The sequence below is a fragment of the Candidatus Rickettsia kedanie genome (genome assembly GCF_045865205.1).
In the GTDB taxonomy this organism is placed as follows: Bacteria; Pseudomonadota; Alphaproteobacteria; order Rickettsiales; family Rickettsiaceae; genus Rickettsia; species Rickettsia australis.
In genome coordinates, this window is record NZ_BAABMM010000022.1 from 13,179 (window position 1) to 31,937 (window position 18,759).

An 18,759-nucleotide genomic window follows, 5' to 3' on the forward strand; every position below is an offset into this window, starting at 1 on the left:
TGCTGAGTTAGGAATGACATCGACAGCAGTATAATAATACAGATTACTTTATAATAAAAACTATGAATAAACCATTATTTGATAAAATTCTAATTGCTAATCGTAGCGAGATCGCCGTTAGGATAATACGTACCTTAAAAAAGATGGGAATAAAGTCGGTTGCAGTATATTCTGAAGCAGATACAAACTCAATGTATGTGCAGTATGCAGATGAGGCTTATTATATAGGTGATTCCCCTGCAACGGAAAGTTATTTATCTATTAAAAATATTATCTCAGCAATTCGTGAAAGTGGAGCAAGTGCAGTACATCCAGGTTACGGTTTTTTATCGGAAAATCCGAATTTTGCTAATATTCTTAAAAGAGACGGTGTTGTTTTAATAGGACCGAGTGCCGGAACTATTAAAAAAATGGGCGATAAAATCGAAGCAAAAAAGATAGCGATAGAAGCCGGAGTTAGCACTGTTCCGGGTTATATGGGAACTATAAACGATGTTAAGCAAGCGGTGGATATTGCTAAAGAGATTGGTTTTCCGGTAATAGTAAAAGCGGCTGCCGGTGGCGGTGGACGTGGTATGAGAGTAGTGAATAATTCCGCTGAAATGGCAAATGCTTTTGAGTCGGCAAAGCTTGAAGCAGCAAATAGTTTTAGTGACGATAGATTATTTATTGAGAAGTTAATTCAAACTCCCCGTCATATTGAAATTCAGCTAATTGCCGACCAATACGGCAATAGTGTATGTCTCGGAGAGCGTGAATGTTCAATACAGCGTCACCATCAAAAAGTAATCGAAGAAGCACCGAGTGCTTTTATTACTGAAGATATAAGGCAAGAAATGTATCGGCAGGTAATATCCTTATCTCAAAAAGTTGGATATTATTCGGCCGGTACCGTTGAGTTTATAGTAGATAGCAATAGAAATTTCTATTTTTTAGAAATGAATACTAGGTTACAAGTCGAGCATCCTGTTACTGAGCTAATTACCGGTATAGATATCGTTGAAGAGATGATAAAAATCGCAGCCGGTGAGAAATTATCATTTACACAAGATGACATAAAATTAAAAGGTTGGGCATTTGAATCACGCATTTGTGCCGAAAACCCAAGCCGAGGTTTCTTACCTTCTAGCGGTAGAATTATCGCTTATTCTGAACCTGCAAAGAGTCCTAATATCCGTATAGATACAGGGATTGGGCTTGGCGGTGAAGTAAGTATGTTTTATGATTCAATGATTGCGAAATTATGTACTTACGGTGAAACAAGAGAGCAGGCAATTGAGGTAATGCGTTCTGCTTTGAGTTCTTATATAATTAACGGTATTGCTCATAATATTAGTTTCTTAGAAGCGGTAATGCTACATCCACGCTTTGTTAGCGGCGATATTTCTACTGCCTTTATTCAAGAAGAATATCCTGACGGTTTTTCCGGAGCTAGTCTAACTTCAGAAGTCACTACCGTATTTTTAGCAACGGCTATTTTTATTTATATATCGGAACAAAGACGTGCTTCTTTAATTTCCGGCAATATTAACAATCAGGCTAACAAAATAGGTACAAGGTGGGTAGTAACTATAGATGATAAATTATTTCCCGTATTAATTACACCTGTTGAAAACGGCTATAATATACGTCACGAAAGCGATAGAATATATATTCGTAGTAACTGGAATTTAGGTAATGAACTTTTTACGGCTATAATTAACGGTAAAAAGACAAATGTAAAAATTGAGAATATCAGAACCGGTTATTTATTATCGCATGCCGGTATTAGCGTAAAAGCCTTTGTTCGCTCTCCTCGTATATCAGAACTTGAAGCGTTGATGGTCTCAAAAGTAGTAGTAGAAGAAAGCTCCGAACTTGGTGCTCCTCTAAGCGGTCAAATTGTTGCAATAAAGGTGAAAGAAGGGCAGGCAGTGACGGCAGGGCAAGAAATTATGATTTTAACTGCTATGAAAATGGAAAATCTTATTTTAGCCGAAAGAGACGGAAAAATAGCTAAAGTTTTTGTTAATGAAAAGGATAATGTTGTAAGAGGGCAGGTATTATTAGAATTTGCTTGATATACTTGTTTGTGGTTTTTATGGTACTAGTTCCTAAACGATTTTTAATCCAAGAACCTTTTTCTCTCGGGATTCAGGAGGAGTATTTTGACATAATTTACCTAAATTAATTTATAGCGTGCGTACCATAGATTAATATAAGTAAATTATTAATATCTTAATCGATAGTAAAATAATTTACGATTTCTTAACTTTAAGTTGTATTTGATGATTCTCTAATTCTACTTTACTTACATAATCAGGCGTAAAATTTTTAGAAAACTCACCTAAAGTTTGTTCTGTAATAAAGTCCCCATAATTATCAATTATCTTAGATAAATCAAACGCGCTTATTATCTCAATTAAAATCCTGTCAGTTATAGAGAAATCAGCATCTTTTCGAGCCTGTTGTATGAAGCGTACAATGTCTCTTGCGTATCCTTCTTCTATTAGCTCAGCTGTTAGCTCTAAATCAAGTATTAACAAGCTACTATTATTCTCAAAACTTGCTGCTCCTTTTATATGTGAATATGGCTCTAAAATTAGCTTATATTCTTCATTATTTAAGGTTTCGCCGCATATAGTTAAACCGCCTGCGATAGCTTTCCACTCACCTTTTTTAGAAGCAGCTATAATCTCTTTCATTTTAGCGGGAAGACGTTTACCAAGCATTGGGAAATTAATCGATAGTTTGTTGCTTGCGTAATTCTCTAGATCGTCGCGATAAATTACTGATTTAACATTAATCTCATCCTTGATCAAATCTTCAAAATCTTTGAGATCGTTATTATGTTTACTGATAATAGTTATGCTAGCAAGCGGCTGCCTTACCCTGATATTTTTAGTACTTCTAATAAACAGGCTATTACTACAAATATCAAGCACGTTATCCATAGTAGCAACTAGCTCGTGATTTATTTCAAAGTCTGAGAGAGTGGGGTAGTTGCATAGATGGACGCTAATCTCGTCATTGTAAGGCACTGATGGGGTGTCATCCCGTGGCTTGACCACAGGATCCAAATTGTTCATTGATTTACTGGAGCCTGCGATCAAGTCACGGCATGATAATGTAGACGTCTCTTCGCAATGACATAGCCCCTTATATATCGCCTCCGAAATCATAGGTACTAGTGCTGACATTGCAATCGCCATAGTCTCTAAACATGAATATAGAGTATTATAAGCATTTTGTTTATCTGCATCTTTTTCGCTTTTCCAAAATCTGGCTCTACTTCGTCTTATATACCAGTTATTCAATACTTCAAAAAATTCTAAAACTGCATGATAAGCTGTTTGCGTATCGAAATTATCTAAACTCTCTTCAATCTTACTGACTGCTATTTTTAGCTTAGATAATATATAAACATCAAGTACGTTTTCAGGAGCAAAACTCACCTCACCTTTAAGCGAATCGGCATTAGCATACATCGTAAAGAAATGGTAAGCATTCCATATAGGCTTGATGAATAGACGAAGCGTATCAAATACCATCTTACCGTCTTTATCGATTAGCAGTGCCTGACCTTTAACAATGTTTGAAGATAGCATCGTAACTCTTAATGCGTCAGAGCCGTATCGATCAAATAGCTCCAGCGGATCGGCGTAGTTATTAAGACGCTTTGAGAGTTTTTGGCCGGTAGCGTCTAAAATTACACCGTGGCATATACAATTTAAAAACGGTGGACGATCAAATAAAGCGGTAGATAGCACCATTAAAGTATAAAACCAACCACGTGTTTGAGCTGAATACTCAACTATAAAATCAGCCGGAAAATGATCCTCAAACCACTCTTTATTTTCAAAAGGGTAGTGAGCTTGCCCATATGGCATTGAACCGCTTTCAAACCAGCAATCAAACACGTCTTCGATTCTACGCATTGTTGATTTACCGGTTGGATCGTTGGGGTTTGGTCTTGTCAGTTCATCGATAAACGGACGATGTAAATCAGTAACTTTAACGCCGAAATCTTTCTCTAATTCCTCTATAGAACCGTAAACATCTATGCGTGGATATTGTGAATCGTCTGATTTCCATACAGGCAGCGGCGTTCCCCAAAATCTATTACGGCTTATCGACCAATCACGGGCATTTTCAAGCCACTTACCGAATAAATTATCCTTAACATGATGTGGAATCCAGTTTATTTGCTGATTAAGCTCTACCATTCTATCTTTAAGCTGTGTTACCTTTACATACCATGACGGAACAGCCTTATATATAAGAGGCGTATCCGTTCGCCAGCAATGAGGATAATTATGAATATAATGCTCGGTTTTTAGCCAATTTCCTTGCTCTTTCAGTTTGATTATTATTTTGTCATTTGCATCAAATACTTGCACTCCCGCTAAGTCAGGAATTTCTTTAGTGAATTTACCGCTATTATCAACAGGACAAACAAGTGAGATCCCTTTTGATTCGCAAAGTATTTGGTCATCTTCACCAAAGCCGGGAGCCATATGTACAACCCCTGTACCGTCACCTTCAACAACAAAGTCGCCGGCAAATATCTTGAAGCTGTTTGGATGATTCTCAAAATAGTCGAATAAAGGTTTATAGCGGAGTCCCTGAAGCTTTGAGCCTTTAATTATCTCAAAATTTTCTTCACCGCTAAGCCCTAATTCTTTAGCATATTTAGAAACTGACGAGGCAGCTATTATATAACAAATATTTTCTTGAGGGACTAATGCATAATCTATATCACTACCGACTGCTAGGGCTAGATTTGATGGAAGAGTCCAAGGCGTCGTCGTCCAAGTAAGGATTCTATATTCTTTATAATCACCGCCTACTGTCATTCCTGACTCCCTCGATGTCATTCCTGCGAAATCAGGAATCTCATGCAATTTATCCCTTAGTACAAAACTCACCGTTACAGCTTTATCTACTCGCGCACGATAAGAATTATCAAGCCTTGTTTCAAAATTAGAAAGCGGTGTTTCGCATGCCCAAGAATACGGTATTACCCGCATAGATTCATACAATAACCCCTTATTATATAGCTCTTTAAACGCCCAAAGGACGGATTCCATGAAATTCTTATTCATCGTTTTATAAGAATTTTTAAAATCTACCCATCTTGCTTGACGAGTGACATATTCTTCCCAGTCGTTCGCATATTTCATTACCGAAGCTCTGCAATGTGCATTAAACTTCTCTATACCGAAATTAGTTATTGCAAGACGCCCTGAAATACCAAGCTCTTTCTCTGATTGCATTTCAGCAGGAAGACCGTGACAATCCCAGCCGAAGCGACGCTCAACTTTCTTACCTTTTACGGTTTGGTATCTAGCATATACGTCTTTAATAAAGCCGGTAAGTAAATGACCGTAATGCGGCAAACCGTTTGCAAAAGGTGGACCATCATAAAAAATAAATTCTGATTCTCCATTCCTATCATCAATAGATTTTTGGAATATATTATTGTCTTGCCAAAATTTTAGTATCTCTCGCTCTATAGCAGCAAAATCAGCATTTGAACTAACTTCAGGATAATATTTAGTATTTGTCATTATTTTAGAAATTATTTTTAAAAATATCTTAATTATATGCAAGAGAGGTAATAATACAAGAATTTTAATATATTACTTTTTTAGTTTTCCTTACTGACTAAATTTGGTATAATAATAGTATTAGTAAGTCTAATTTAATCATTATTAACATGTATATCAATACTTTAGCCATTACTTCTAAAGGACAGATCGTTCTACCAAAAAAGTTAGAGAGATTTTAAATAGTAATATTATTTCTATAGAAATTGATGATAATAATAAAGTTATATTATCTCCTGTTTCAGATGTAGGGGGTGTATTTGCAAAATATAAAAAAATACCAAAACTTCTTTTGAAGAGGTAAGAGAAAAAGCTTGGAGAGAGAGTGTATTTCACATTATAAAAATGTTAAGGAAATACAATGGAATATATATGTGATACAAATGTTATTGTGAGATATTTACTTGCCGATGATAAAAATATGTTTAATCAGACAAAAGAAATGTTTGAACAAGTTAAAACAGGACATATTATTTTAATAATAGAGCAAACTATATTTACGGAAGTAATATTTGTTCTCTCTTCTGTTTATAAAATTCTTGCAATGATGAAATCTCTTCTACTTTATCGGATCTACTTGCTTACAAAGTATACATTGTAAAAAAGAATATTACCTAAATGCTTGAGAATATTATACAAAATATAATATTCATATAGTTGATTGTATACTACTCGCTAAAGCAAAATATTTAAATATGCCGTTACTTACTTTTGACCAAAAATTACTCAATGTAGTCAATAAAAACTGAGTATATCTACGTGAACATTCTAACTATGGGTATATTTGAGGGGTCGAGTAATTTTTTTATCTGAGAGAAAGTGTTTACTATATTCTCTACGGCAGTATCAATGAATTGATCGGTTTCAATATAATTCTCCGATGCGTCTTGTATGTAAAAAAGAATAGAGGAGATATAAACAGATAGCAATAAACCTCTTTTAGTATAATAGTTAAAATCAAGAGATTTATCGCCGGTATAACGCCAAATAGCATCACAACTATGGAATGCAACTTCAGTTCCTTGCATTGGGTTTAATGCAAAATAAGCGGCATTCTTACTATGAATAATAGGAAGCACGGTTTTGATCCTAATCTTTACCGCTAAAGATATTTTATCTCTTATTTTTGCTGGCTCTTCTATTGTCTTTAAGCGTTCTAGCATAATATTATCTAAATAGCTTTCAAAGAATTCTATTATTTCAGATAAACCTTCTGGAAAAACTATTAAAGTACAACCTTTTGCAAAGTCGCATTTTTCTTCTGCTTCTTCAAGTAGCTTATTATTCCATTCATTAAACGGTAATAATTCTAATAAAGACTGCACGAAGCTTATTTTTTTGATATGGTGTTCTTCTTTAATGCTCATATTTTTTAACCTTGACATATAACTTAATTATATGGTATAGTTCAATAAACCACAATATCTTTTAAGGAGAGTAATTTTAGTGATACTAGTAAATGTTCACGCCGGTAATTGTGACAATACGCTTAAGAATTTTAAGAAAAAGCTACAAAGAGAGCTTTATTTTCGTAAGATGAAAGAACAGCGTTATTATGAAACACCTTCAGCGAAGCGTGTTCGTAAAGCACAAGAAGCAGCAAGAAGACAGAGAAAATTTGCTCGTAAAAAAATGTTTGATGAATAAAATTTCAAATAATTTTAATACTAACAAAAAAGCTAGAAATATTAATATTTCTAGCTTTTTTGTTATGTAGATTGCTTCGTGATTTTTCTTCATTGCAAGGACATTGCATAGCAATTATACGTCCGCAATCTCAGGATATTTGATGAGATTGCCACGTAGCCTATGGCTGCTCACAATGACGATTAGGTGTCCACGCAGCAACGCCACCGCAGGGGAATGACATTAAAGTACAAATATTCCCAATTAGCTTTTTATGTTATAAAGCACTGTTATAGCCATATAAACCGTATCTATGCTTAGTGATCTTAAACAAAATTTACGTTCTTATTTTTTTAGTAGAGTACTAATTTTTACTTTAGCAATAGCAGCTATTATTTTTGCCTGTGCTACTTTTTATGTGATATCTTTAGAATCAAAGAATTTTAGTACGATTATTGGATTTTTATTAGTTGATTTAGCAATTTTTTTAATTTTAGGCGTTTTACTAACTCAAAAATTTTTTACTCAAAATAGTAATAATGATAGTTCTAAATTACAAAATCGTATTGTAATTGCCTTTAGTTTAGTTGCAGCTATTCCAACTATAATTGTCTCAGTATTTTCTGTGTATTTTTTTAATCTTAGTGTTCAAGCTTGGTTTGATAAGAAGATTTCTACGGTTCTTGATCAATCCGTAATAGTTGCAGAATCTTATATTGCCGAGCATAAATTACAGCTAAAAGAAACGGCTCTAGCAGTTGCTGAAGATCTAAGCGATATGTATTATGATTTAATTCATAATCCCGCTTTATTTACTAAAACACTTAATACCGAAGCAGAGATGCGCTCGCTTGATGAAGCTATAGTTTTAAACAAATCTACTAATACTATAGTAGCTAATAGTTATTTAAGTTTTTCATTATCATTTGCAACTATTCCCGCACATTTAATTAAAAAAGCGGATTTAGGGGAACCGGTGGAAGTAAAATCTGATCCAACCAAAATAAGGATGCTGATTAAATTAAAAGAATATAATGATGTGTATTTATTAGTCGGTAGATTAGTAGATAATAAAATTATCGACCATGTAGATGCAACTAACGGAGCAGCTGCCGAGTATAATAGCCTTAAAAATGAAATAGATAATATACAGATCAAGTTCTCTATAATGTTTATCTTTATTGCCTTATTACTTCTTTTTGTAGCTATAAGTTTTGGGGTTATATTTACTGCTAAAATAATAAAGCCTATTAAAAAATTAGTTACTGCAACTGACAAAGTTAAAGACGGTGATTTAACGGTACAAGTGCCTGAAAATGAAGTAGATAAAGATGAAATAGGCACACTTTATGCGGCCTTTAATAGAATGATTAAGCAGCTTTCGCGTCAGCAGCGTGATTTAGTTATAGCACAGAGAGCAATGGCTTGGTCGGATGTTGCAAAAAAAGTAGCCCATGAAATCAAGAACCCATTAACTCCTATTTTACTTGCTTCTGAAAGATTGCTTAAGAAATTTAGTCCTGAAATTAAGGAAAGGGTAGAATTTGAAAATTATTTAAAAATGATTATTCGTCATACTAACGATATTAAAAATATAGTGTCTGAATTTGTGCTTTTTGCACGTCTTCCTGCTCCTAAATTTACGGAGAGTGAATTAGTTTATTTAGTTAAACATATTGTTGAAGCACGTCAATTACTTAATGATAATATTTTGTATAAATTTGAGTCTAACGTAGATCAATTTGATTTTATGTGTGATGCTACACAAATCAATCAAGTTATGATCAATTTATTGAAAAACGCAGAAGAGTCAATAGAAGGGCGAGAATCCGGAAAAATAGAAGTTACTATAGATGCTAAAGACGATTTTATTAGCGTTATTGTAATAGATAACGGTCAAGGATTCCCGCCTGAGCTAATAGGCAAAGCTACCGAAAGCTATGTTACGACCAGCAGTAAAGGTATGGGGGTAGGGCTTGCTATAGTTAAAAGAATAGTCGAAGAACATTGCGGCATTCTAGATATAGCAAACAGAGCAGAAGAGGGAGCAATAATTGATATAAAATTCGATTTAAAAGAACTGAATTTGAAGGTCGGGCGTTTGGGGTGGTAGCATTATACAATTGTTGCATGGATACCTATATCATTCCTGCTTTCGCAGGAATGATATAGGTATCCATGCAACAAGACCTTGCGAGCAGCCGCAGGCTGCGTGGCAATCCAGAAAATAATTAAAAAAAATTCTGATCTACAGAATTTTTTTTCTTCTTTGCTTCGTCAATTACTTACGTAATTTCCTTGCAATGATGGAAAAATCGATCCACGCAACAACGCCAACTTGATCACTTACCTAATAGGCAAAAAGTTATGAATATAGAAATTACAGAGCTTTTAGCAAAAGAACTTATTGCAGAACAATGCCCTAATTGGGCTAATTTATCAATTAAACCTGTTGAATTTAGTGGTCATGATAATAGAATCTTTCATTTAGGCGATGAAATGTTAATTAGATTACCAGGTGCAGAAAAATATGTAGATGCGGTTTCAAAAGAGTAAAAATGGTTACCAGTATTAGCTCCTAATTTGTCATTTCATATCCCTAAGCCTTTAGCTTTAGGTAAACCTTCAAAAAATTATCCTTGGAATTGGTCAATATATAAATGGATTAAAGGAGAAAGTGTAAATAGCTTGGATGCTAGCAGTTTAAATTTATCTCTAATTGCTTCTGATCTAGCAAAATTGCTAAATGAATTACATAAGATTGATATAACTGCTGGACCTATTCCAGGTACTCATAATTTTTGGCGTGGGGGTAATCTTGCAGTTTATAACCTTAAGACAAAATCAGTAATTAGAAACTTAAAAAATTTGGTTGATGCAGATAAAGCTCTATCTGTGTGGGAAAAAGCATTAAATTTTCAGTGGAATAAAAAACCTGTATGGATTCATGGTGATTTTGCAAGCGGTAATATTATTATAAAAAATGGCAAACTTGATGCAGTAATCTATTTTGGAGGTATGAGTGTTGGCGATCCTGCTTGTGATTTAGTAATAATTTGGACTTTTCTTCAAAATGAAGCAAGAAAAGTTTTTAAAGAAAAGCAATCCTTAGATGATGGTACTTGGGATAGGGCAAGAGGCTGGGCTTTGTGGCAAGCTTTAATTGCTCCACTAGATGGTCTTTATGCTGTTAAGAATTTACAAATTATTCATGATATTTTATATGAGCATGAAAAGTTATGATTGAGATAGGTATTTATTAAATACTATATCAATGAGTAATAGATATCTGCACAGTATATAATAAAGAATATTAGCATTAGTGGTGATTAGATTTTAACTAAAGTTTTGTAATGATTATAAGCTGCAAAAGAAGGATCTAAATTAGATATATAGAACAAAAATAAAATAATTTCAAAATTGTAGTTGACAGGGTTGATTATATTGCATATAACTACACCTATCCAAAGCGATCAATGAAAAAAGTCGCAGCTGTTTTTAAAAGTAAATAATTAGATATAGATAGTGACAGTAAACATGTACATATCACAAAAGTGATAATTAAACCTGTCAATTTTTAAAGTAAAACTGACAGAATCAAACTTAAGAGTTTGATCCTGGCTCAGAACGAACGCTATCGGTATGCTTAACACATGCAAGTCGGACGGACTAATTGGGGTTTGCTCCAATTGGTTAGTGGCAGACGGGTGAGTAACACGTGGGAATCTGCCCATCAGTACGGAATAACTTTTAGAAATAAAAGCTAATGCCGTATATTCTCTATGGAGGAAAGATTTATCGCTGATGGATGAGCCCGCGTCAGATTAGGTAGTTGGTGAGGTAACGGCTCACCAAGCCGACGATCTGTAGCTGGTCTGAGAGGATGATCAGCCACACTGGGACTGAGACACGGCCCAGACTCCTATGGGAGGCAGCAGTGGGGAATATTGGACAATGGGCGAAAGCCTGATCCAGCAATACCGAGTGAGTGATGAAGGCCCTAGGGTTGTAAAGCTCTTTTAGCAAGGAAGATAATGACGTTACTTGCAGAAAAAGCCCCGGCTAACTCCGTGCCAGCAGCCGCGGTAAGACGGAGGGGGCTAGCGTTGTTCGGAATTACTGGGCGTAAAGAGTGCGTAGGCGGTTTAGTAAGTTGGAAGTGAAAGCCCGGGGCTTAACCTCGGAATTGCTTTCAAAACTACTAATCTAGAGTGTAGTAGGGGATGATGGAATTCCTAGTGTAGAGGTGAAATTCTTAGATATTAGGAGGAACACCGGTGGCGAAGGCGGTCATCTGGGCTACAACTGACGCTGATGCACGAAAGCGTGGGGAGCAAACAGGATTAGATACCCTGGTAGTCCACGCCGTAAACGATGAGTGCTAGATATCGGAAGATTCTCTTTCGGTTTCGCAGCTAACGCATTAAGCACTCCGCCTGGGGAGTACGGTCGCAAGATTAAAACTCAAAGGAATTGACGGGGGCTCGCACAAGCGGTGGAGCATGCGGTTTAATTCGATGTTACGCGAAAAACCTTACCAACCCTTGACATGGTGGTTGCGGATCGCAGAGATGCTTTCCTTCAGCTCGGCTGGGCCACACACAGGTGTTGCATGGCTGTCGTCAGCTCGTGTCGTGAGATGTTGGGTTAAGTCCTGCAACGAGCGCAACCCTCATTCTTATTTGCCAGCGGGTAATGCCGGGAACTATAAGAAAACTGCCGGTGATAAGCCGGAGGAAGGTGGGGACGACGTCAAGTCATCATGGCCCTTACGGGTTGGGCTACACGCGTGCTACAATGGTGTTTACAGAGGGAAGCAAGACGGCGACGTGGAGCAAATCCCTAAAAGACATCTCAGTTCGGATTGTTCTCTGCAACTCGGGAGCATGAAGTTGGAATCGCTAGTAATCGCGGATCAGCATGCCGCGGTGAATACGTTCTCGGGCCTTGTACACACTGCCCGTCACGCCATGGGAGTTGGTTTTACCTGAAGGTGGTGAGCTAACGCAAGAGGCAGCCAACCACGGTAAAATTAGCGACTGGGGTGAAGTCGTAACAAGGTAGCCGTAGGGGAACCTGCGGCTGGATTACCTCCTTAAAGACTAAATTAGTATATTGCTTATATTTATATAAGTAATTACTCAGTCCAAATATTTACTGTCACTATCTTTAACTAATTATTTGCTTTTAAGGCTACGATTTTCTTTCCTCAATTGCCTATGTCTCTTTTCAAAAACAATACTATCTTTTCTAAAGAAAAAATTAAAGTAGTGAGTAACAAAATTTATTTGCTTATGTATTCATTAGAATTATTGTATATACTCTTTCTAAAGGTACTTTGTCCACAAATATTTTTATATTAATAATATATTTCTATTAAAATTTTGGATAGTTATTGCTATTAATGCTATTTTGTCTGATCGTTATCTACGAGAATTATTAGAATATATTTTTAATGCTCCGTATCTGCTGAAATTTATCACCTTATCAACTTTATCGGGAATAATTTATTTTATTGGTTTTAAAAGACAGCAATAAAAACCAGAGCAAATTTTTAGCAATGGGGCAATATTATTTTTAGGGGTCTTAACCACTGCTTGTGCTATTTATCAACTAGAAAAAGCATTTGATTCAGGGAGTGGACATTTTTCCATTTTATTGCTTTTATCTTTTATTGTTTATGCTATATTAGGATATTTCTCTAAATCAAATTTAATTTGGTGTGTTGCTTTAATTTCACTAGGTAGTTGGATGGGAGCAGAAACCGGGTATATGTCAGGATGGGGAGCATATTACTTAGGTATGAATTATCTATTACGTTTTATATTATTTGGAGGAATCTTAACATTTTTTGCTCTTGCACACTAGAGGAAAATAAAAAATTCAATTATTTTACTCCAGTAACTCTTGTAATTGGTTTATTATATTAATTTATTGCAATGTGGTTATTATCAATATTTGGAAATTATGACCCTGAAGATTATTACTTAAAGTCGATAAAGCTGATAGAATTATTTCATTGGTCTTTATTATTTGCCTTAATGTCCGGAGCAGCTATTTATCACGGTTTAAAATAAGATAATTCGATCACTAAAGGATTTGGAGTTACTTTTTTATTTATTAATTTATATACAAGATTTTTTGAATATTTTTGGAATACAACTCATAAATCAGTATTTTTTACAATTCTAGGAATAAGCTTTTGGTGGCTTGGAAGCAAAGCAGAGAAAATATTTGGAATCTTACTGCAAAAAATAATTAATATATCAAGTGTTGCTTTTATAAGGAACGTATGTATTCAGATAGACCTTAAAAAAACTAGCAGCAATATCTTTGTCAGCTCTTGGATGCCGAACATTTAATAACTTTTGTCATTCTGCGTCTTGTGGACTCTTTGCTTTCTTTAGCTGCAAATTATAAGAAAGTAGTTTTTAAGCTTAATTATTTTTAATTCATAAAATACTTAATAAAATATAATAAATGTCCTACAATGATATTAAAAAATATTAAGGATAAAATATATGAATTATTTAGGATATGGTGGTATTTCTCTTGGAACAATACTTGCAATAGTAATATCATTTAATGTAAATAAATCAATATTATGGGCTATCATTCATGGATTTTTTGGATGGTTTTATATTGTATATTATTTGTTATTGAAAAAATAGACTTCTTGCATAACCTCTTTCTAAAGCTGATTTGTACGTTAATGCGGTACTCACAAGGCATTGCCTGCGTGGATTAATTTCACCTCTGTCTCATCCCCGTGGCTTGACCACGGGATCCAGTTAAAAATACTAAAATTATTAGTATTTTTTATTGTTTTTATAGACCTAGTTAGCAAGTGAACTAGGTGACACAGTAAGTTTTACCGGTCCATGCAACAATACCTCCGTGCATCCTCACATATTTATATACGCTGCGGTGGCAAGTGCTTTCGTGTTGCTTTCAAATCTCTCTTTCTAATATATGTTATGCAAGAAGTCTAATAATAGGAATCATCTACGAGAATAAAAGCTTTAAGTTGCTTTAAAGAGTAAAGTTTGTTAATCTCTACAAAAACATATTTGGGATTATATGATAACTACATATTTAAAGGAAAATAATTCTATAGTAAAAAATGAAGAATATATTATTAATGAATCCACATTATGGATTGATTTATTCAATATAACAGATGAAGAAAAAGTAATAGTAAAAAATACATTAAATATAGAAATACCGACTTTAAAGGACATATCATAAATTGAGATTTCCGAGAGGTTATATGTTGAAAATGAGGCGTTATACTAACTATTACGGAACTCGTAAATAAAGAGCAAGAATTTCCTGAAACACATTCTATAGTATTTATTGTTGTATAAAGGTTGTCTTATAACAGTGCGTTACGTAGAATTGATACCCTTTAATGACTGTATAAATAAATTTGCTAAGCAGCTTCATAACAAACATAATGCCGCAAATATTTATTTATGTTACTTCGTAATATGGTAACAAGATTATCGAATATTGTACAGTCGATTAGTATGGATATTGATGATTATGGACGTTTAATACTTGATAATAACAATTAATGATTTGCGTATAGATCATACCAATGTATTAAAGAAAATAGGGCGAAAAGGTGATTTACTTTCTAAAAGTCGTGAGTGTTTATTTTCTTTAACTATGGCTATTCAATATATTTTAAAATCTCCACAAATAACTCAAAATAAAGCATCTAAGGATCTATTAGATACATTGCTTCGAAGATGTAGACTCAATAATTAATTTTCACAATTTATATCTAGTGAGATTGCAAGAACTCTAGACGCAGCACTAGGTATGATCGCTATTGAACAAAATAATATTATTAAAATTTTCTCGTTGGTTACTATATTTTTTCTCCCACCCACTTTAATAGCCAGTATTTACGGCATGAATTTTACTGTAATGCCTGAGCTTAAATCACCGTATGGTTATCCTATAACCTTATTCTTAATGCTATTATCTACAATTATTACCTATAAATATTTTAAGAAACGGAAGTGGTTGTAAGTTTTTATTGATAATAATTTGAGAGAATCTTACATAAAAATCAATTACCGTATTTTATAGTCAATTGATTTGGACTCACCTCCATCATTACTCGTCGCTTTCCTATTAGTTATAGGCTTCGCTCGTTGTATGAAAATCCAATTGAATGACTATATGACATTGACACTATCTTAAATTAATTATTACATTACCAAAAGTTAAAATTTCTTAAATTTCAATTTAATAATAATTAGGATTTGAATATGAGCGAATTAGGTTTTGAAGTAGAAAAGACAAGTTTTATAGTAAGTGTTATTGATGCTATTGGAGTATATAAAAGCAGAATTTTTATTTGACTATGAAAAGCAACAAGAAAATTTCCAGTATATTTACAATAATTTAAAGTACCTTAACCAATCAATGCCTATATAGACAGTTTGAAACAATTAGGTGCAAAGGTACAAGCGTTAAGAGCTAAATCATTAATAGAAAAGATGGAAGATCATTTTTTAGTTAAAGAGAAAATATTAAGTCCAGAAGAAATGAAAACTATTATTTTAAATCATGAATTATTAAATACATTAGCTAGTTATAATGATATGGCTAGTGCAAATGCAGTAACAAAATTATTTGAAATTGCTCGTAATTATTATGAAGATGATAAGCAAAAAGGCATAAATGAACTTGGAGCAATAAACTATACAAAAGCAACTTAGTTTTAAAGATATTGATTACGTAGTTGGTAATGAGTTAGATAAATTATGTGAGTTAATAGCAGGAAATAGTACGATTCTTACTCTTAATAATGACCAGGTTCAAAAGGTAATGATTTTTTTGATTTAGCAATATTAGCTAGGTTAGAAGAAACTCTCAAAAAATTATTCGATGATTTCACGGTAAATGATGAGCGAATAAAATTCTATAGAACACTAACAGAGGAAAATGATAAAAAATTCTTTTTTGAAAATTGGAAGTTAATAAAATGGTTTTCTGATTCTATAACTTATAAGGAACTATTGTAGTTGTTACCTAGTAAAAAATTTTTATTAGATCTCTTAAAAGATAAAAATCTATATAAACTAGCAGAAAAAATGACTATTTCTAAAAATGAGTTACTTGAAATGTCAAAAGAGGCACAAGAAAATTATTTAAAAGAAATAAAAATATATCCGGTGAGGGTACACTAATTCTAGGATCAAATATTGTTTCAAAAAATATAATAGAAAATATAAATTATAAAGGAATCACTCCTGCAATTCTTTATTGCACTCAATTTAAATTTTACGGAAGAAAATACGGATAGTAATTCAAATATAACAATATTAGGAAATACTGATCCGGAGATTTAATAAACAATATCACAAAGCTCTACAAACTCGACATTGTTGCATGAATATCCAAGTCGTCATTCCTGCGAGGTATTGTTGCGTGGACCGGTTTTAACGTCATTGCAAGGAAATTACAGAGTAATGGACGAAGTAAGCTAGTAAAAAATTTTGATTTACAGAACTTTTTTATTATTTTTTTGGATTGCCACGCAAGTACTACGACTGCTTGCAATGATGGGGTGGTATGGTATCCACACGAGCAATGCCTCTTCGCAATGACGGACAAACCGCTCCACGTCGGGCAACGTTAAGCCATTCAACAAAATCTAAATATTTCTTAGAACTATTTTACTTAATTCATAATTCAAGTGTGAGAAGTTTATCTCTTCAAATCCTTTTCTTGGAATAATAATCATTGCGAATTTTATAGCATTAAGCTTATAATCACTAACAATCATTCTAACTAGATGTCGTATACGCCTTTTAATTTTGTTGCGAACCACGGCTTGTTTATTTAGCTTTCTGCTAACTTTGATTCCTAAAAAGGTGTTATATTTTGATTCAAGGAAGGTTTTTGGAAGTTTTGTGGCTATTACCAAAATAAAATATCTCTCATGAAACTTCTTTCCAAGCTTATTTATAAGCTCAAATTCTTTTTGATTTTTTAAAGAGGTAATAGACAATTTGATAAGTCAGATTATTTTAAGCAGATAATTTATGTCTACCTTTAGCACGACGTTTTCTTAAGATTGCTCTTCCGGTTTGGGTAGCCATTCTAGCTCTAAATCCATGCCTTCTTTTTCTAACTAAATTGCTAGGTTGAAATGTACGTTTCATAATATTTATACCGAACGAAAATAAAAATTAATTGTTATAAATTATGTCATTTCGTGGCTTGACCACGGAAGCTTGTGTTCCAGTCTGTATCTTGAGATTCCGTGATCAAGCCACGGAATGACATTGTTAAATATGTGCTTTTGCTTTTTCTACGATACTTGCAAATCCGTCACTGTTATTGACGGCCAGTTCTGCCAGTACTTTACGATCTATATCAATTTCTGCTTTTTTAAGAGCTCCCATAAACTGAGAGTAAACAAACCCATGTTCTCTTACTGCTGCATTTATTCTTTGAATCCATAAGCCTCTAAAATCACGCTTGCGATTTCTACGATCTCTATAAGCATATAGGAGAGCTTTTTCTACCTTTTCAATAGCTACTCTAAAGCAGCTATTAGCTCTACCTCTATAACCTTTGGCTAATTTGAGGATTTTTTTATGTCGATTTTTGGAAATTTTTCCTGATTTTACACGCGTCATTGCTTTAGCTCCTAATTAAATTAACTTATACCGTACGGTAAAAAATATTTTTTAATGTTATATCCGTCTCGAGGACAAAGTATTGTAGTTCCTCTAAGGTTACGGATTTGAGCTTTAGTGCGACGACGCATAAAATGTTTTTTACCTGCTTGAGATGCGATAATCTTGCCGGTAGTAGTAAGTCTAAAACGCTTTTTTACAGCAGATTTTGTTTTTAATTTAGGCATGATTATTCCTTATAAATTGGTATTTACTAAGATTGCACTGTAATTAGGCATACCAAAGCCACGTACAGTATAGAAAAACAAATAATAGTTTTTTTATTAGTTATTGCAAGATTTTTTTTAAGTTTTATAAACTTGCCTTACTTAGGTTGAATAAAATCAAAGCCAAATTAATTATTGATTTTTTAAGAAAAAATTCATACCCTATATGCTATAAATTCAATCTAAAAATTTAAGTACTATGAAAAATACTAATGCTTTTGAAGCTCCTACTGATACTAACTTCAAGTTTTGTGTAAAAAGTGGAAACCAATTAAATTTCATATCCCTAAAAATAGCACCGTTACAGTAAATGCTGAAATGCTTGGTTTGCTTGAGGATAGCCCTTATATTAGATTTACATGTGATAAAAATCTAGGATCAGTAATATTAGAATCAGGAAAGAGTTATAAGCCTGTTATTATAAGTGATATGTTAGAGATGACTTTTTGAGGCAATCTATCTATTCATACGCGTCAAGTTAAGGAAAATAAGTAAGCAATTTGCAAGGAATTTGCTAATTGCAACTCTGTTAGCTAGAAAAAATGATATTTAAAAAGGGAAGTGAAGAGTATAAGTATTAGCACTGTAACGCTAAGGGACTTATAATGACAAATA

General features: G+C 33.7%; 16 protein-coding genes, 1 rRNA gene and 3 pseudogenes. 13 read left to right on the top strand and 7 right to left on the bottom strand.

What is annotated here, in order from left to right; genetic code table 11:
* The first annotated feature begins 62 nt into the window (after positions 1-62).
* Positions 63-2,060, top strand: coding sequence for an acetyl-CoA carboxylase biotin carboxylase subunit (locus ACKTSD_RS03260; RefSeq protein ID WP_412707992.1), 1,998 nt, complete (start codon positions 63-65; stop codon positions 2,058-2,060).
* Between the two features lie 177 nt (positions 2,061-2,237).
* Here ACKTSD_RS03260 and ileS read toward each other — a convergent pair whose 3' ends face one another.
* Positions 2,238-5,549 carry an isoleucine--tRNA ligase gene (gene ileS, locus ACKTSD_RS03265; protein ID WP_412707993.1) on the bottom strand — a complete coding sequence of 1,104 codons (3,312 nt, stop codon included), beginning with the start codon at positions 5,547-5,549 and terminating at the stop codon, positions 2,238-2,240.
* 400 nt (positions 5,550-5,949) lie between these two features.
* Here ileS and ACKTSD_RS03270 point away from each other — a divergent pair, with 400 nt between their 5' ends.
* Together ACKTSD_RS03270 and ACKTSD_RS03275 are read left to right on the top strand one after the other, a co-directional pair.
* Positions 5,950-6,189, top strand: coding sequence for a hypothetical protein (locus ACKTSD_RS03270; RefSeq protein WP_412707994.1), 240 nt, complete (start codon positions 5,950-5,952; stop codon positions 6,187-6,189).
* A 64-nt stretch (positions 6,190-6,253) separates the two neighbouring features.
* Positions 6,254-6,337, top strand: coding sequence for a hypothetical protein (locus ACKTSD_RS03275; RefSeq protein WP_412708005.1), 84 nt, complete (start codon positions 6,254-6,256; stop codon positions 6,335-6,337).
* Positions 6,338-6,343: 6 nt separating this feature from the next.
* Here the strand turns inward: ACKTSD_RS03275 and ACKTSD_RS03280 are convergent, their stop codons facing one another.
* Entirely contained in the window at positions 6,344-6,955 is a 612-nt protein-coding gene (locus ACKTSD_RS03280) for a COQ9 family protein (RefSeq protein WP_412707995.1), read from the bottom strand.
* A 79-nt stretch (positions 6,956-7,034) separates the two neighbouring features.
* Here ACKTSD_RS03280 and rpsU point away from each other — a divergent pair, with 79 nt between their 5' ends.
* From rpsU to ACKTSD_RS03315, 7 genes and pseudogenes are all read left to right on the top strand, one after another.
* Positions 7,035-7,235 carry a 30S ribosomal protein S21 gene (rpsU, locus tag ACKTSD_RS03285; protein ID WP_012148483.1) on the top strand — a complete coding sequence of 67 codons (201 nt, stop codon included), beginning with the start codon at positions 7,035-7,037 and terminating at the stop codon, positions 7,233-7,235.
* A 292-nt stretch (positions 7,236-7,527) separates the two neighbouring features.
* Positions 7,528-9,327 carry a sensor histidine kinase NtrY-like gene (locus tag ACKTSD_RS03290; RefSeq protein WP_412707996.1) on the top strand — a complete coding sequence of 600 codons (1,800 nt, stop codon included), beginning with the start codon at positions 7,528-7,530 and terminating at the stop codon, positions 9,325-9,327.
* A gap of 254 nt (positions 9,328-9,581) precedes the next feature.
* Positions 9,582-9,725: pseudogene (locus tag ACKTSD_RS03295) on the top strand (acetyltransferase); the annotation flags it as partial.
* A 72-nt stretch (positions 9,726-9,797) separates the two neighbouring features.
* The gene (locus tag ACKTSD_RS03300) at positions 9,798-10,457 is read left to right on the top strand and encodes an aminoglycoside phosphotransferase family protein (RefSeq protein ID WP_412707997.1); all 660 of its coding nucleotides are present in this window, start codon (positions 9,798-9,800) and stop codon (positions 10,455-10,457) included.
* Positions 10,458-10,813: 356 nt separating this feature from the next.
* Positions 10,814-12,312, top strand: a 16S ribosomal RNA gene (locus ACKTSD_RS03305).
* 841 nt (positions 12,313-13,153) lie between these two features.
* Positions 13,154-13,291 carry a hypothetical protein gene (locus ACKTSD_RS03310; RefSeq protein ID WP_412707998.1) on the top strand — a complete coding sequence of 46 codons (138 nt, stop codon included), beginning with the start codon at positions 13,154-13,156 and terminating at the stop codon, positions 13,289-13,291.
* A gap of 1,003 nt (positions 13,292-14,294) precedes the next feature.
* A pseudogene (locus ACKTSD_RS03315) lies at positions 14,295-15,254 on the top strand (magnesium transporter CorA family protein).
* A 53-nt stretch (positions 15,255-15,307) separates the two neighbouring features.
* Here the strand turns inward: ACKTSD_RS03315 and ACKTSD_RS03320 are convergent.
* Positions 15,308-15,382: pseudogene (locus ACKTSD_RS03320) on the bottom strand (palindromic element RPE2 domain-containing protein); the annotation flags it as partial.
* Between the two features lie 345 nt (positions 15,383-15,727).
* Between ACKTSD_RS03320 and ACKTSD_RS03325 the strand changes: the two are divergent.
* Both ACKTSD_RS03325 and ACKTSD_RS03330 read left to right on the top strand, forming a co-directional pair.
* Positions 15,728-15,949: a hypothetical protein gene (locus ACKTSD_RS03325; RefSeq protein WP_412708006.1), complete on the top strand. Its 222-nt coding sequence runs from the start codon at positions 15,728-15,730 to the stop codon at positions 15,947-15,949.
* Between the two features lie 306 nt (positions 15,950-16,255).
* The gene (locus ACKTSD_RS03330; protein WP_412707999.1) at positions 16,256-16,420 is read left to right on the top strand and encodes a hypothetical protein; all 165 of its coding nucleotides are present in this window, start codon (positions 16,256-16,258) and stop codon (positions 16,418-16,420) included.
* A 467-nt stretch (positions 16,421-16,887) separates the two neighbouring features.
* On the opposite strand, the gene rnpA is transcribed toward ACKTSD_RS03330, so the two are convergent.
* The 4 genes from rnpA to rpmI all read right to left on the bottom strand — a co-directional run bounded on the left by rnpA (position 16,888) and on the right by rpmI (position 18,105).
* Complete coding sequence (gene rnpA / locus ACKTSD_RS03335; protein ID WP_412708000.1) at positions 16,888-17,244, bottom strand: ribonuclease P protein component; 357 nt, start codon at positions 17,242-17,244, stop codon at positions 16,888-16,890.
* A gap of 19 nt (positions 17,245-17,263) precedes the next feature.
* Complete coding sequence (gene rpmH / locus ACKTSD_RS03340; RefSeq protein WP_412708001.1) at positions 17,264-17,398, bottom strand: 50S ribosomal protein L34; 135 nt, start codon at positions 17,396-17,398, stop codon at positions 17,264-17,266.
* Between the two features lie 126 nt (positions 17,399-17,524).
* Positions 17,525-17,878, bottom strand: a complete 354-nt coding sequence (rplT, locus tag ACKTSD_RS03345) for a 50S ribosomal protein L20 (RefSeq protein WP_412708002.1) — start codon at positions 17,876-17,878, stop codon at positions 17,525-17,527.
* Positions 17,879-17,898: 20 nt separating this feature from the next.
* The gene (rpmI, locus tag ACKTSD_RS03350; protein WP_412708003.1) at positions 17,899-18,105 is read right to left on the bottom strand and encodes a 50S ribosomal protein L35; all 207 of its coding nucleotides are present in this window, start codon (positions 18,103-18,105) and stop codon (positions 17,899-17,901) included.
* A gap of 288 nt (positions 18,106-18,393) precedes the next feature.
* Here rpmI and ACKTSD_RS03355 point away from each other — a divergent pair, with 288 nt between their 5' ends.
* Positions 18,394-18,594 carry a hypothetical protein gene (locus ACKTSD_RS03355; RefSeq protein ID WP_412708004.1) on the top strand — a complete coding sequence of 67 codons (201 nt, stop codon included), beginning with the start codon at positions 18,394-18,396 and terminating at the stop codon, positions 18,592-18,594.
* Positions 18,595-18,759: the final 165 nt, after the last annotated feature.